12 protein-coding genes are annotated in these 14,639 nt (G+C 70.3%); 4 read left to right on the forward strand and 8 right to left on the reverse strand.

The window, feature by feature from the left end:
* The first annotated feature begins 2 nt into the window (after window positions 1-2).
* On the forward strand, window positions 3-962 hold the full coding sequence (locus tag ABZT04_RS08465; RefSeq protein ID WP_356054407.1) for a hypothetical protein: 960 nt from the start codon (window positions 3-5) through the stop codon (window positions 960-962).
* A gap of 18 nt (window positions 963-980) precedes the next feature.
* On the opposite strand, the gene ABZT04_RS08470 is transcribed toward ABZT04_RS08465, so the two are convergent.
* The 3 genes from ABZT04_RS08470 to efeU form a co-directional block, all read right to left on the reverse strand.
* On the reverse strand, window positions 981-2,144 hold the full coding sequence (locus tag ABZT04_RS08470; protein WP_356054409.1) for a HoxN/HupN/NixA family nickel/cobalt transporter: 1,164 nt from the start codon (window positions 2,142-2,144) through the stop codon (window positions 981-983).
* A gap of 135 nt (window positions 2,145-2,279) precedes the next feature.
* Entirely contained in the window at window positions 2,280-3,551 is a 1,272-nt protein-coding gene (gene efeB / locus ABZT04_RS08475; protein WP_356054411.1) for an iron uptake transporter deferrochelatase/peroxidase subunit, read from the reverse strand.
* Window positions 3,552-3,595: 44 nt separating this feature from the next.
* Window positions 3,596-5,626: an iron uptake transporter permease EfeU gene (efeU, locus tag ABZT04_RS08480; protein WP_356054413.1), complete on the reverse strand. Its 2,031-nt coding sequence runs from the start codon at window positions 5,624-5,626 to the stop codon at window positions 3,596-3,598.
* 193 nt (window positions 5,627-5,819) lie between these two features.
* Here efeU and ABZT04_RS08485 point away from each other — a divergent pair, with 193 nt between their 5' ends.
* From ABZT04_RS08485 to ABZT04_RS08495, 3 genes are read left to right on the forward strand one after another with little or no spacing between them, the layout of a single operon-like run.
* Complete coding sequence (locus tag ABZT04_RS08485) at window positions 5,820-6,488, forward strand: DedA family protein (RefSeq protein WP_356054415.1); 669 nt, start codon at window positions 5,820-5,822, stop codon at window positions 6,486-6,488.
* Window positions 6,488-7,090 (forward strand): phosphatase PAP2 family protein, encoded by a 603-nt coding sequence (locus ABZT04_RS08490; protein WP_356054594.1) that lies wholly within the window; start codon window positions 6,488-6,490, stop codon window positions 7,088-7,090. Before ABZT04_RS08485 ends, ABZT04_RS08490 begins: the two co-directional genes overlap by 1 nt.
* Complete coding sequence (locus ABZT04_RS08495) at window positions 7,087-7,788, forward strand: phosphatase PAP2 family protein (RefSeq protein WP_356054417.1); 702 nt, start codon at window positions 7,087-7,089, stop codon at window positions 7,786-7,788. Before ABZT04_RS08490 ends, ABZT04_RS08495 begins: the two co-directional genes overlap by 4 nt.
* Here the strand turns inward: ABZT04_RS08495 and ABZT04_RS08500 are convergent.
* The 5 genes from ABZT04_RS08500 to ABZT04_RS08520 all read right to left on the reverse strand — a co-directional run bounded on the left by ABZT04_RS08500 (window position 7,730) and on the right by ABZT04_RS08520 (window position 14,201).
* Window positions 7,730-9,892: an alpha-galactosidase gene (locus ABZT04_RS08500; protein WP_356054419.1), complete on the reverse strand. Its 2,163-nt coding sequence runs from the start codon at window positions 9,890-9,892 to the stop codon at window positions 7,730-7,732. The two genes, ABZT04_RS08495 and ABZT04_RS08500, sit on opposite strands and share 59 nt — an antisense overlap.
* A gap of 52 nt (window positions 9,893-9,944) precedes the next feature.
* On the reverse strand, window positions 9,945-10,799 hold the full coding sequence (prcB, locus tag ABZT04_RS08505) for a proteasome subunit beta (protein ID WP_356054421.1): 855 nt from the start codon (window positions 10,797-10,799) through the stop codon (window positions 9,945-9,947).
* A gap of 73 nt (window positions 10,800-10,872) precedes the next feature.
* The gene (locus ABZT04_RS08510) at window positions 10,873-11,820 is read right to left on the reverse strand and encodes a lysylphosphatidylglycerol synthase domain-containing protein (protein ID WP_356054423.1); all 948 of its coding nucleotides are present in this window, start codon (window positions 11,818-11,820) and stop codon (window positions 10,873-10,875) included.
* Window positions 11,821-11,913: 93 nt separating this feature from the next.
* Entirely contained in the window at window positions 11,914-13,278 is a 1,365-nt protein-coding gene (locus ABZT04_RS08515) for a HupE/UreJ family protein (RefSeq protein ID WP_356054426.1), read from the reverse strand.
* A complete protein-coding gene (locus tag ABZT04_RS08520) occupies window positions 13,275-14,201 on the reverse strand; it encodes a DUF3500 domain-containing protein (protein ID WP_356054428.1) in 927 nt (308 codons plus the stop codon). Before ABZT04_RS08520 ends, ABZT04_RS08515 begins: the two co-directional genes overlap by 4 nt.
* Window positions 14,202-14,639 lie beyond the last annotated feature (438 nt).

Genomic DNA, 14,639 nt, shown 5'->3' on the forward strand with positions numbered 1-14,639 from the left:
CGATGGCGCGAGACCGCTTCACCCCCGACTTCGACCCCGACTGCGGGGACGCGGCCCTCACCTCCGCCCGGCACGACATCGTCATCGGCCGTTGGCAGGGGCTGCGGGAACTCCTGCGGATCACCGGCGCGCACTGGCTCGATCGGGGCCACCGGATCCGGTCGCTTGCGCAGGCCTGCGCGAGCAGTTCCACGGTGGAGTCGTGGCTGGCCGCCGAACCCCGCAGCGGTGACGCCCTCACGTTGCGGGCGGCGACAGAGACGGCCCGGGCGTTCAATCTCGCCATCGCGGCGGGCCGGGGCGTGCCGATCGACCGGAACCGTATCGACGCCGCCGTCATGGCCTGCCTCCAGGCCGCGGAGTTCTACCCCGACGACCCCACGCCCTGGATCTCCCTGATCTCCGTCGCCCGCCTCTATCCGTCGGGGGTACGGCGCCAGGAACTCGCCCGCTGGTGGGACGAGTTGCACCGCCGCGACCCGTACAGCGTCGAGGGGCACCTCCAGGTCCTGCACTACTACTCCTCCCGCTGGCACGGCAGCCACGGCCTCATGTACGACTTCGCCCGCGACGCGGCGGGCGTGGCACCGCCCGGCTGCCCCTTGCCGGTGCTGGTCCAATACGCCCGAGTCGAGGAGTACCGCTTCGTCCTCGACGCCGCGAAGGGCCAACAGGCCGCGGTCGGCCTCGGCCAGCACTGGACCCACGACGGCGCGGTCAGCGACGTCCGCCGCACCTGGGAACGCTGGCTCGCCCCGCGCCAGGACGGCCCCGTCCCACCCGGCGAACTCCGCGACCTCAACTACCTTGCCCACGCGTCCTGTTACGCGGGCACGAAGGATGTCTCGGCGGCTGTACTGGGCATGATGGGACGCCGGGCGACATCGACTCCGTGGTCGTATACGGGGGACGCGGAGAAGCAGATCGTGAAGTGGCGGAAGGAGGCGGGGGTGCGGTCGTGAAGTCCGTGCGGAGAGCGGCTAGTCGGCGGGCTGTTCCGCAGGCTGGGCCAGACCTGCCGTCCACTTGGCCTCGATGCGGGCGAGCTTCCATACAAGTAGGGCCACGATCCAGGTCGCGAAGAACAGGCCGACGATGATGAAGCCGATGATGTTGAGGTCGAGGCCCGCGATCCAGTCCCAGAAGAAGCCGTGGAGGTCGAGCTTCTCGGCGAACAGGCCCAGGAGTTCGACCGTGCCGATGATGAGGGCGACGGCGACGGACAGGCCGGTGATGGTCAGGTTGTAGTAGACCTTGCGGACCGGCTTGGAGAAGGCCCAGCCGTAGGCGAAGTTCATGAACGTACCGTCGATCGTGTCGAGCAGTGACATACCGGCGGCGAAGAGGACCGGCAGGCACAGGATCGCGTACCAGGGCAGGCCGGACGCGGCGCCCGAACCGGCCAGCACCAGCAGCGCGATCTCGGTCGCCGTGTCGAAGCCGAGGCCGAAGAGCAGACCCAGCGGGTACATCTGCCAGGACTTGGTGATCGACTTCATGAAGCGGCCGAGGACGCGGTTCATGAAACCCCGGTTGTTGAGCTGTTCCTCCAGGGCCGCCTCGTCGAAGTGGCCCGAGCGCATCTGGCGGAACACCTTCCAGATGCCGGCCAGGATGACGAGGTTGATGCCGGCGATGACGTAGAGGAAGGTGCCCGAGACGGTCGTACCGATCAGGCCTGTGACGTCGTGGAGTTGGGAGTTGTCGTCGCGGACCGGGCCGGCCAGCGCCTTGACGCCGAGGGAGAGCAGGAGGGTCAGGCCGAAGACGATGCTGGAGTGGCCGAGGGAGAACCAGAAGCCGACGGACAGCGGTCGCTGCCCCTCGCTCATCAGCTTCCGCGTGGTGTTGTCGATCGCCGCGATGTGGTCCGCGTCGAACGCGTGCCGCATGCCGAGCGTGTACGCGGTCACGCCCATGCCGATACCGAAGGACTTCTCGCCGACGCTGTAGTGCCCCGGCGCCACGATCCACACCAGCGTGAACCAGCCGATCACATGCAGAGCGAGGACGAACGCGGCCATCCCGCCGACCCTGGTCCACTCCTGCCGCGTCATGGACGTACGGACGCGGTACCAGACCGAGGGCCGCGCGGCCGCGACCGTGGCGGGGAGCGGCGAGGTGGACTGGGGCGCGGCCGTCATCGAGGAGCGTCTTTCTGCCGGGTACGCGGTCGCGGAGTGCAACCTCGTGCCATCCTCCCGTACCTGCAACCCATTCGCAGTAACGGTCGGCAAAGATCACGGCAGGTCTTGCTCAAGGAGAGGAAAAATGACTGGTCAGGTGGCCAGGAGACCCCGCCCGAGCCAGTCCTTGGCGTCCCGCGCACCGGGCAGCGCGAAGAAGTAGCCGCCGCCCGTCGGGGAGATGTAGTCGACGAGGGGCTCGTCGATCAGCCGGGTCTGGGTCGCCTCGAACTGCCGCTGCACGTCCTGCTGGTAGCAGCAGAAGACCAGGCCCATGTCGAGGTTGCCGACGTCGTCGATACCCCGGTCGTAGTTGTAGCCGCGGCGCAGGATGCGCGAGGTGTCGGTGGCCGCGGTGCGCGGGTTGGCGAGGCGGATATGGGCGTCGAGCGGGATGGCCGCGCCCTTGGGGTCCTTGGCGTAGTTCGGGATGTCCGTCTCCTTGGCGCCGTCCAGCGGGGCGCCGGTGTCCTTGCGGCGGCCGAACATCAGCTCCTGCTCGTTCAGCGAGACCCGGTCCCAGAACTCGACGAGCATGCGGATGATCCGGATCACCTGGTAGCTGCCGCCGCTCGCCCAGGCCGGCTCGCCCTGTCCGTCGCCGACCCAGATCAGCCGGTCGGTCTCCCTGGTCGACTTCACGTTCGGGTTGGCTATGCCGTCCTTGAAGCCGAGCAGGTTGCGCTGGGCACCGGTGGGGCGCGGAGTGTTCTGGAAGCCGTCGATACGCCACTTGATCTGCATGCCGCCGCGGGTGTGCCGGGCGATGTCGCGCAGCGCGTGCAGCACCGTGTCCTGACGGGCGCCGCACACCTGGAGCGAGAGATCTCCGTGGCACTCGGCGGCGCGCAGGTTGTCGTTCGGGAACGTCCTCATGGGCGTCAGCCGGCGCGGCTTGGCCTTGGCGAGGCCGTAGCGGTCGTCGAAGAGGGACGCGCCCACGCCGACGGTGACCGTGAGGGCGTCGGCGGGGACGTCCGGTCCGAGGATGCCGTTGTCGGCGGGCGGCGCGCCGACGCCGAGGTCGGTGGGGGTGCCGCCGGAGGTGAGGAAGCGGGCCCGTTCGGTGATCGTGCGGAGCAGGTCGGCGAGTTCGGCGCGGTTGTCGGCGATCACGTCGAGGGAGACGAAGGTCGCGGCGGCCGGCGCGGGGGTGAGGATGCCCGCCTGGTGGGTGCCGTGGAAGGGCACCTGGCCGGCGTTCGCGGTGTCCGCGGCCCGGGCCTGGGTCGTACCGCCGGTCTCGGCGAGCGCGAACGCCCCGCCGGCCAGTGCCGCCCCGGCGGCCCCGGCGCCGAGCGCCGTCCGGACGAAGGAGCGGCGGCCGGCTCCGGCCGGACAGCCCGGGGTTGCGGCAGACGGCATCGGACGGTTCCCTTCACTTTCACTACGGCTGTTCTCGGTACGCATCAGGCGGACTTCCTGATCTCCAGCAGGTCGGGCACCGGTGCCAGGTCCTCCAGCAACTGCCCGGTGACGCCGTCGAGTCGGGCCCGGTCCGCCTGGTCGAGCCGCTCGACCGGGGTCCAACTGCCGCCCCGGTGCGCGGAGTCGAGCAGTCGCTGCAGCCGGGCAACGTCGGTGTCGACGGTGGGGAGCAGCTTCGGGGACTCCTTGGTGAGCAACGGCCTGAGTACGGTGAGCAGTTCGCGGGTGCCGGCGAGGTTGCTGTCGACGGTGGCGAGGTTGGTGCCGCTGCCCTCGTCGGTGTCGCCGGTCAGCTCGAACTGGAGGGCGTTCTCCAGGATTTCGTGGGCCCGCAGCGGCAGATCGCCGGGGTCGAAGTCCTGGGTGGGGAACGCCTTCCGCAGTCCTACGACCGCTGCGGCCAACCGCTGGGCGGGCGCCTTGAGTTCACTCGCCGACTGCCCGTGCCACAGCCCGTACTCGATGCGGTGGAAGCCCGCGAAGTCCTTGTCGTCGACTCCCCCGGCCAGCCCGTCGGACCGGCCGTTGATCTTCTGGTCGAAGTCCTCGAAGGTGCCGTAGGCGGCGCCGAGCGAGGCGTAGGTGCGGTGCGCGGTGAGCCAGTCGGTGCGCGCCTTGGCGAGGTGGTCGCCGGCGATGTCGGCGACGAGCTGCCGGGTCTGGGTCTCCAGGGTGGCCAGGCCCTGGTCGACGTAGACCTTGTAGGCCTTGAGAGGTGCGGCGAGATCGTTCTCGGAGACGGGGACGACAGCCTGCACCGCTCCTCCCCCGCCGCTGACGTGGACCGTGGCGGAGGTGACGGCCTTCGCGCCGGTGGGCACGCAGCGCCAGGCGTAGGAGCCGCCCGCGACGGTGGCGACCAGATCCCGGGTGGTGCCTGGGGCGAGGCCCTCGATCTCGCCGTAGACCGCATTGGTGGCCGGGTCGATGAGATAGACCTCGGCGGTCTTGTCGCCGGAGTTGTGCATCTGGAAGGTCTGCCGCCCGGTGTCGGGCGCGGTGAAGCCCTTGCCGCACTCCGTCTCGGAGACGGCCACGGTCTCGGAGTCCGCGGGCTTGGGGCGGGCGAAGGCGACGACGAGTCCGGCGATGACCGCGGGCACGGCGACCACGGCGACAGGGAGCACCCAGACGGGTCGGCGGCGGGGGGCCGGGGCGGCCTCGCGCGCCTCGGCGGGCGCGGGCTCGGGTTTCGGGGTCTTGGCGCGCACTCCGCGCACGAACAGGGGCAGGACCACGGCGAGATAGCCGACGTAGGCCACGACCTGGAGCCAGGTCATCGTGGGCATCAGGTTGAACACGCCCTGGAGGAGGGTGCTGTACCAGGAGCCGGCGTCGACGCTGCCGCCGAGGTCGAAGGCGTAGGTGGTCACACCGGGCAGGACACCGCCTTCCTGGAGGTCGCGCAGGCCGTAGCCGAGGACTCCGGCGGCGATGACGACGAGGACGACGCCGGTGGCGGTGAAGAACTTCGTCAGGTTGATCCTGAGGACCCGGCGGTACAGGCCCCAGCACAGGCCCGCCGCGAGCACCAGCCCGATGGCGGCGCCCGCCAGGGGGCCGGAGGACTCACCGGCCGCGCGGGCGGTGGTCCACAGGAACAGGGCCGTCTCCAGGCCTTCGCGGCCCACCGCGAGGAAGGAGGTGAGCATCAGCATTCCGGCGCCCATGGTGAGCGCGCCGGTGACCTTCTCCTTGATCTCGCCGGAGAAGGTGCGGGCCGAGCGGCGCATCCAGAACACCATCGCGGTGACGAACCCGACGGCGATCACGCTGAGGACGCCGCCGAACGTTTCCTGGGCCGTGGCGGAGAGGTTCGCCGCGGTGAAGGTGAGCACCGCGCCGAAGCTCATGGCGAGGGCGATCGCGGCCAGCACGCCCGTCCACACCTGCGGCAGGCGGGACTTGGCGTCGGCGCGGACGATTGTGGCGATCAGAATGGAGACGATGAGTCCCGCTTCCAGCCCCTCCCGCAGCCCGATCAGAAAGCTCGGAAACGCGTCGTCCCACATCGGGTGCGACCCCTCCTGGTTAGTGAAGGCATGCCTTACTTCGCGGACCATCATGACTACATGCATGTAGTCAGCCGGTCATGAATCGGCAACGACCGGGCAAAAGTGCGGAACTCCTCGTGCGCCGAGATCGTCTACAGTTAAGTAGACCGTCTACAGATTTGTAGTCACACCGGCGAAGGGGCTCGCGACGATGACCACACCCTTGGACCTGGCGTCCCAGCTCGCCGTCAATGTGCTGGACGCCAAGTCGCTGCTCGCCGCCTTCGGGGTGCTGGGCGTCGGCGTGGTGATGTTCGCCGAGACGGGGCTGCTGATCGGGTTCTTCCTGCCCGGCGACTCGCTGCTGTTCACAGCGGGTCTGCTGTGCACCGGCGGCGCCGACAGAGCCGTGAAGCTGTCGCTGCCGCCCCTTCTGATCGCGGCGGCGGTGGGTGCGCTCGCCGGAGCCCAGTGCGGCTATCTGCTCGGCCGGAAGGCGGGCGGTGCCCTGCTCGCCCGCAGTCGCTCCGGCCGGCTGCGCGAAGGCGCCCGCCGGGCCGAGGAGTCACTGGAGCGGTACGGCTATGCGAAGGCGGTCGTGCTGGCCCGCTTCGTGCCGGTGGTGCGGACGGTCCTGAACCCGATGGCGGGCGCCCTCGGAGTGCCGCTGCGGACGTTCACCGTGTGGCAGATGGTCGGCGGCCTGGTGTGGAGCCTGGGACTGACGCTCGCCGGGTACGCGCTGGGTTCCTCGATCCCGAACGTCGACAAGTACCTGCTGCCGATGGTCGCCCTCATCGTGATCGTGTCGCTGCTCCCCCTCGCCGCCGAGGTGTACCGCTCCCGCAAGGCCGCCCGAGCCGGGGAGGCGCGCGGATGATCCTTGTCGCCTTCCAGGGCTCGTCGATCGACGGCGAGGCCTACACGGACGTGGTCGACTCCGCCCGGCACGCGCCCGGTTGGCTGGACAGCGCGGTCTCGGCCTGGTCGACGTACGGGCTCGTGGTGTTCGCCGTGCTGATGCTCGTGGGCTGGTGGCGGGCGCGCCGGGTCGGTGCCGAGGCGGCGGTGACGGCACTGGCCGTGCCGGTGGTCGTGGTGGCCGCGTACGGCATCGACTCCCTGCTCAAGTCGGCGGTGCGGGAGATCCGCCCCTGCCGGAGCCTGGGAGTGACCACACTGGAGGCGTGTCCGGCGCCGGGTGACTGGTCCTTCCCCAGCAACCACGCGACGATCGCCGCGGCCGCCGCGATCGCCCTGTTCTTCGTCTCCCGTCGGCTCGGCGCCGCGGCGGCCCTGGCCGCGCTCGCGATGGCGGTGTCCAGGGTCTGGGTCGGTGCCCACTATCCGCACGACGTCGTGGCGGGCATGGCGGTCGGCGCACTCCTCGCACTGGGTGCGATGGCGCTGCTGAAGCGGTGGCCGGAGCCCCTGGCACGGCGGCTCACGGCCACCCGGCTGCGACCGCTGCTGGTGTCATGAACCGCAAGGACGTCGCCGAGCTCGCGGGCAGCGTGGGCCTGGGCGCCTGGGTCGCGTTCGGTGTGCTGAGCATGGTCGTGGTCGGGCACGAGGGCGCTCCCCTGTTCACGGACGAGGACGCGCTGTCCTGGTCCCTCGCGCACCGCCCGGACGTGGCGGTGGCGCTGGCCCGGGGTCTCACCGCGACCGGCACCGGCATCGTCCCGTACGCGCTCGTCATCCTCGCCGGAGCCTTCACCGGCCGCACCGCGCGCGGACGTGTGCTCGCCGCGACCCTGGCCACGGCCTGCCTGGCATCCGGCCAGGGCCTGCGGTACGGCGTGATGAACCTGGTCTCGCGCCCCCGCCCGGAGCAGGTCGACTGGGCCACCCACGCCTCGGGCTGGGCCTTCCCCTCCGGCCACACCACCACGGCGGCGCTCACCGCCGGACTGGTGATCCTCGCGATACGTGTACGCGCCCCGCACGGGAGCACGCTGCTCTGCCTGACCGTCGGCTGCTGGGGTGCGCTGGTCGGGCTGACCCGCGTGTATCTGGGCGTGCACTGGTTCACCGATGTGCTCGGCGGCTGGCTGTTCGCCGTCGGCTGGCTCGGCGTGTGCCTGTGCGCGGCGGCCTGCTGGTTGCCGCTGCGACGGGTCACGGACGGGGCCGCACCTCCGCGAGAGGAGCATGTGCCCCGGGGGCCTGTGGTGTAGCGCCCAACCGGACGAGTACGGCGGTGTCGGCCCGAGGCAGCGAGATCGTCAATCGGCCCTCAGCCGCGTCCCATTCCGCGCCGGCGTCGCCGGTCGCCGGATACAGCACCGTGGGCTGGACCCGGGCGCCACGCAGGTGGGGTACGGCCAGTGTGCGCCTGGTGTCGGCGGGGCCGCCGTCGCCCAACTTCCGCCGCCAGACCGTCACATACGTGGACCGCGCACCTCGCAGTCCCTGCGCGATCCACTCGTCCTCCCAGCTCGGAAGGCCCAGCGGCCAGAAGGGGTGCGCGGTGGTGATCTCCGGCCGGATGTCCTTGTAGACGGCGATCGCCGAGCGGACGAGGTCGAACTGCTCCTCGGTCATGAGGTTGAGGAAGCCGGAGAGGTGGACACGGCCGAGGAGCGCGCCGGTGAGGGTGAAGGCGATCTCGTCGCGGCTCTGGTCCGGCTGCGGGTACGCCCACACGGCGGCCTGCTCCGGAGTCACGGCGGTGGCGGCCGCGGCGGCGATGGGCGGGTAGAGCAGCGGGTCCTGCTGGTCGCTGGTGGACTGGAGCTGGGCCACGGCCAATTGGGCGTAGTCCATGCGCAGTCCGCCCGATCCGCAGTTCTCCAGGACCAGTCGGGGATGACGGTCGAGGAGACCGTGCAACCAGTCGAGGTGGGCGCGGTGGTGCCCGAGCAGTCCCGCGCCCGCGCTCTCGGTGCCGTTCTCGGTGCCGGGGCCGATGTTGATGTTGTAGTCGAGCTTCAGATAGCCGATGCCCCACTCGCCGACCAGCCGGTCCACGACCCCGTCGAGGTGGGCGCGGGCGGCCGGGTGGCGCAGGTCGAGCTGGTGCCGTCCGTGTTCCGTGACGCGCACTCCGCCGCGCCGGAAGAACGCCTCGGGCGGCAGGGTGTGGGCCAACGGGCTGCGGACGCCCACGACTTCGGGTTCGAGCCAGAGGCCCGGGGTCATGCCGTGCTTGGTGATGGCGTCCAGAACTTCCTGTATACCGCCCGGGAAGCGGCTGGCGGCCGCCTCCCAGGCGCCGACGGAGTCCCACCAGCCCTGGGAGTCGTCGTCGTACCAGCCCGCGTCGATGACGAAGACCTCCGCACCCGCTGCCGCCGCCGCGTCGATGAGGGGCAGGAGCCGTTCGGTGGTGGGGTCGCCCATCAGGGTATTCATGTAGTCGTTGTAGATCACCGGGAGGGTGCGGTGGTCCGAGTGCTCGCGGCGGATGGCGCGGCGGTGGTCCGTGAGGGTCGCGAAGGCGGCGTCCAGTCCGCCGGTCTCCGCGCGGACGAGCACGGCGGGGACGGTGTGGAAGTCCTGGCCGGGGGCGAGGGTGTGGTGCCACTGGTGATGGGCGTCGTCGGGCCCGAACAGGGCGACGTAGACCGTGCCTTGGCGCTCGCCGGTCTCGAAGCGCCAGCCCCCGCTGGACTCGATCTGCCAGAGCCAGGCCCCGCCGTCGCGGTCGGTGAGTGCGGCCATCGGAAGGTGCCGGGCCGTGGACCAACTCCCCTGTGAATGCAGCGAGAAGCAGCCGCGCCCGTCGGGGCCGGGCCCGGACCGGCTCAACGCGACGAGCCGGCCACGGAGTTCGGCCTGCCGCCAGCGGCACTCGGCGAGCCAGTCGTTGTCCGCCCAGTGCAGGGTCAGTCCGTCGAGACCGCCCTCGGCGTCCGCGATGCCCCCGAGGGTCAGGGTCGTCACGCTCTCCAACCGCAGTGGACCCGCGCCCTCGTTGACCAGTCGGACCCGCGCCCGCAGGAAGCTCGCGCCGGTCTCCGTCTCCAGGACGACCTCGGCGGCCAGCCCGGTCACCGGGTCCGCCAGCCGGATCGCCGTACGCTCGACGCATCCTTCCGTCACGGTGTCGTGGTCACGGTAGGCCAGTCGGTCGCCGATGGCCGTCGCGATGAAGCGCTCCCCCGACCATGTGCGCCCGTGCCCCGTGGCGGTCACCTCGACGAGCGGCACCAGACAGGCCCAGTCCTGGCCGGGCGCGCCCAGCCGGACCGCTCCGGCGGCATCGACGACGGCGTGCAGCCCGAGCCCCGGGTGCGACCAGACACGGGACTGCTCGGCTTCTCCTACGACACTGGTCAACGCGGTGTTCCCCTCTGAGCCGGACCCTTTCCCATACGGCGCCGCCCGCCGCTCAGGGCGCCACGGTCGGCCCGTCCGGGTGGTGTTGGCGTTGCTCGACCATCTCGCGGGTCAGGGCCTCGGTCTCCGGCTCGGGCAGCCGCTCGAAACCGTCCTCGGTGATGACCGACACGATGGGGAAGATACGGCGGTTGATGTCCGGGCCGCCGGTGGCCGAGTCGTCGTCGGCCGCGTCGTACAAGGCCTGCAACGCGGCCAGCGCCGCGTCCCGCCGGGACATGCCCCGGTGGAACAGCTTCTTCAGGGCGCCTCTGGCGTACGGCGATCCGGAGCCCTCGGCGTGGAAGTCCGACTTCTCGTAGGTGCCGCCGACGACGTCGAAGGTGAAGATACGGCCCTTGGCGCCCTCCGGGGCGGCGGGGTCGTAGCCGACGAGCAGCGGTACGACGGCGAGGCCCTGCATGGCCTGTCCGAGGTTCTGCCGGATCAGGCCGGCGAGCCGGGTGGCCTTCGCGTTGAGGGTCATCGGGATGCCCTCGATCTTCTCGAAGTGCGTCAGCTCGACCTGGTACAGCTTCACCATGTCGACGGCCAGCCCGACCGTGCCGGCGAAGGCGACCGCGGTGTAGTCGTCCGCGGGGTGCACCTTCTCCAGGTCGCGTTGGGCGATGACGTTGCCCATGGTCGCCCTGCGGTCGCCGGCGATCAGTACGCCGTCGCGATAGGAGAGGGCCAAGACCGTGGTGCCGTGCGGGAATTGGTGGTCGCCGGCGCGGACGCCGTCCGGGAAGGGGCGGCGGGTGGGCAGCAGTGCGGGCCGGTGCGCGGCCAGGAACTCGGTGAACGACGAGTTCCCGGGAGTGAAGAACTCCTCCCCCAACCGGCCGTCGGTCTCGTTCCCTGCCATGCGACTCCCCCTCGCCCGTTGGTCGATGAGGTTGTCCTACCTGAACCGGGGTGGCGGGAAACACCGGTTGACGTCAGAGGTCCTTGCGCCGAACCAGTACACCCAGCACCAGCAGGCCGGGGATCAGCGGCAGCCACACGGTGAGCAGCCGGTAGCCGAGGACGACGGAAGCGGCGGCCGCGGCCGTGGTTCCGGAGGCGGTGAGGGCGAAGACCAAAGCGGCGTCCAGGGACCCGATGCCACCCGGGGTGGGCAGCAGGGCGGCGGCGCTGCTGGCGGCGAGGTACAGGAGCGCCACCCGGGCCGGGGAGAGCGGCAGTTCGACGGCCTGGGTGACACAGATCAGCACCAGGGAGTGCAGCGCGGCGAAGGCCAGCGAGCCGCCCCACAGCGCCGCCGCCCGCTGCGGCCGCGCGTGCACGGCCCGGATGTCGGTCAGCACTGCGGCGAGCGCCCGTCGACACCGGGGCCACAGGGGGCAGTTCAGCAACACGGTCACGAGCACGAGGGCCGCGAGTACGACCCCCACCACGCCAAGGGAGACGCGCGGGACTCGTAGAACTCCCGGACAGGCCATGGCGAGCACCCCGATGAGCACGGTCCGGACGACCACACCGGCGGTCGCCTTGACGGCGAGGGCACTGGCCGAGCGGCCGACCGGCAGCCCGCAGCGCGTCAGGAAACGCAGGTTGACCGCGCCGGCGCCGAGCCCGGCGGGCAGCACGTGGTTGGCGGCCGACGCGGCGAGCTGCGCGGCCACCAGCCGTCCACCGGGCAGCCGTTGAGGCACCGCGCCCTGCTGGGCGACCGCCGAGGACACCCACGTCCCGAGCGCGGCCGTGCCCGCCACCAGCAACCACCCCTGATCGGCGACGGCAAGCCGCCCGGCCCCGCCCGCGACCACGGCCCAGTGCCGCCGCACCAGACAGACCACGCCCACCAGCACACCGAACGTCACCACGGCGTGCCAGCAGGCGCGTCGGCGGGTGGTCGCCGCGGGGAGGGCGAACCGTGTCCTCATCGCCCTCCTCTCATGGCCACCCCACCCCCGTACGGCGCGGCACCCTCCAGCTTGTGGGACTGCGAGGCGGGCGCCAGGGACAACAGGGACAAATTAGCGTGTGAAGGCCGCTGCTTGCTCTCTTCTCATCGCGATGACGACCGTCCAGAGCAGCGAGAACACCGCCGCACCGATCAGGACGGCGAACAGGTCGGACGTGTGCGTTCCGGCGCTGTCCGACGCCCGGGCCACGGGGTTGGACAGGCCGAGGCGGTCGAGGAGCCAGCCCAGTGCGGCGGTGGCCGTCAGGCCCGCGCAGACCCAGCGGACGAAGGAGTTCCCGGGAAGGCGGGTGAGAAGGAGCAGCGTCGGCAGGGCGAGGAGGACCAGGAGGAGTTGCATCGCCTCGATACCCAGGTTGAAGCCGGCCAGACTGAGGGCCAGTTGGGTCGTGGAGAGGTGCATGTCGGCCAGGACGAAGGAGAACGCCAGACCGTGCCCCAGGCCGAAGAACCCGGCCACCACGGCCTCACGGCCCGGGAAGAGTGGACGGATCGCGTGGACCGCTCCGACCAGGATGCTGAACGCGATGAACGCCTCCACCGGTTGGGCCGGGATGTCGAGTCTCCCGAAGGCACTCAGGGCGAGGGCGAGGGAATGGCCGACGGTGAAGGCAAGAGTCGTACGGCCGATCCGGCTCATGGCGGTTCTGGTTCCCACCGTGCCGCGCCAGCGGTGCCGGGCCGCCAGAAGGGGTGCGGGCAGCAGGAGGATCAGCAGGAAGAGCAGGTGGTCGGTACCTTCGAGGATGTGGTCGGCGCCGAGCCGGAACATGGCGTACGTCCCGCTCCAGACGCTCCCCGTCTCCAGGTTGATGGTGAGCGGAGTGACCTTCATGGTGCGGGAGTCGACGCGGATGAGACCGACCTGGGTGGCCGACTCCCCGTCCCCGCCCTCTACTTGGCCGGTGGCCCAGTCCTGACGGATCGACACCAGCACGGTGTGTGTGACGACTTGGTGGACCACGGCGTCGTAGCCGAGGTCGAAGTGGCGGGTGTCGCCTCCGGCGGGCGCGGTGAGCGTGGCCTGGACGATCAGTTCGCGGTAGGGGCCGGTGGACGTCTGCTCCGCCCGGCTCAGCGTGATGCCGCCGAAGGCGACGGTCCATGCCTTGCCGTGGAGAGTGGTGGGGCGCAGGTGGGCGGCGAGGTAGCGGCGGATCACGGCCTTGCGTGCCGCCAACTGCTTCGCGGTGGTCCGGTCGTCGACGCCGATACCGCTCGCCCGGGAGAAGTCGCTTACGGGCAGTTCGAGTTCGGCGGTCACCGTCGTCTCGTGCACGTCGAGCAGGAGTACCGAGTGCGGCGTGGGATGCGCGGCAGCGGGCGGCGCTGCCAGAAGCAGCGCCGCCGTCACCGCCGCCGCGATCCCGGTCACCGTGCGCAGGGCACGTGACAGTGAGATCGGCAGGCGGCTCATGAGAACGTGAACTCCCCTCCGTAGTCGGTGTCGTGGTCGCGGTAGACGGTGTGGTAGTGCACCTGGCTGGTGTAGACGACGCCGTCCTGAACGACGAACTCGATCCAGACGCCCGGTCCGTCGATGCGGACGTAGTCGCCCTGGGTGTCCAGAGCGGTGGTGCCGGAGTAGGAGATGTAGGTGTCGTCGAGATCCGACTCGTAGCCGCTCAGTACGGAGGCGGCGGTGTCGTCGTCGGCCACATCGACCCATGGCTTGATGGCAGCGAGCACCAACGCCTGCTGGTCGTCGGTGAGTTCGCTGACCTGGAGGCCTTCCTTGGTCTCCGGGAAGTCCCCGTCGTCGTCCGGGCCGAGCAGCACGTCACTGAAGGACTCGGACAGTTTCGCGTCCGTCAACTCGTCGTCGCTCAGGCTCTCCAGCATGGACAGCATCGCGTCATGCATGCCGTCCAGGGGCGCGTACGAGGTGCCGTCCTCAGCGAAGGAGGTGGGTTCGACTCCGACGAAGAACGGTGTGGATCCCTCGACCGCGCCGTCCTTGTAGGTGAGGTTCAGTGCGAGGTGGTGGCCGCCGAAGTGCAGTTGCCAGGTGCCGTCCGTGCTCGGGGTGCCGAGGAAGGCCAGGTAGTAATTGCCGCTGCCGTAGCCGGACGCGGTCTCGCCCAGGTAGTCGTCGGCGGCCAGGATCTGGGTGATCTGGTCGTAGCCGGTGTCGGCGCCGGTGCCGGTCGCCGCCTCGATCACCGCCTTGGCGGCGGTCAACTGGTCGTCGGTGAGCGAGCTGAACTCGATGCCGACGCGGCAGGTCGAGCCGCACGGGAGGTTCGACCAGGCGGTGGCGTTGGCCTCGGTGAAGTCCAGGAGGACCTCGGACTGCTGGTCGTCGTCGAGCGTGGCGATGAACGCGTCGGCGGCGGTCACGACGTCCGACACGCTCGCGCTGGTGGCGGTGGTGGAGGTCGTGGAGGTGGAGGAGGCGGAAGAAGTCGTGGACGTGTCCGTCCCGTTCGGCTGACTCGACGGGTTCGACCCGTTCGCCGGAGCGGACGCGGCGGTCGTGCCGCCGGTGGACGCCCCGCCCTCTCCGGGGGCCGCGTTCGCCGTGTACAGCGCTCCGAAGAGAAGCGCCGATCCTGCGGCAAAGGACGCGAGTATCTTCCTCTTTCGCCGCGACGACCTGCGGTGAGCATTTTGATCTTGCAATTCAATACCCCTTCTTCACAGCCACCCGAAAAGAGGCTTTCAGGAAGCTCCCAGGGATTTCCTGGACAAGCTGCATTCGATCGCCGGGCACTGTGATAGGAGCCTGAGAAGACTTTGAGTCCCTCGTGATTTTCTGTCAACGTGCCGGTAAACAAG

The organism is Streptomyces sp. NPDC005492, assembly GCF_040605995.1.
In the GTDB taxonomy this organism is placed as follows: Bacteria; Actinomycetota; Actinomycetes; order Streptomycetales; family Streptomycetaceae; genus Streptomyces.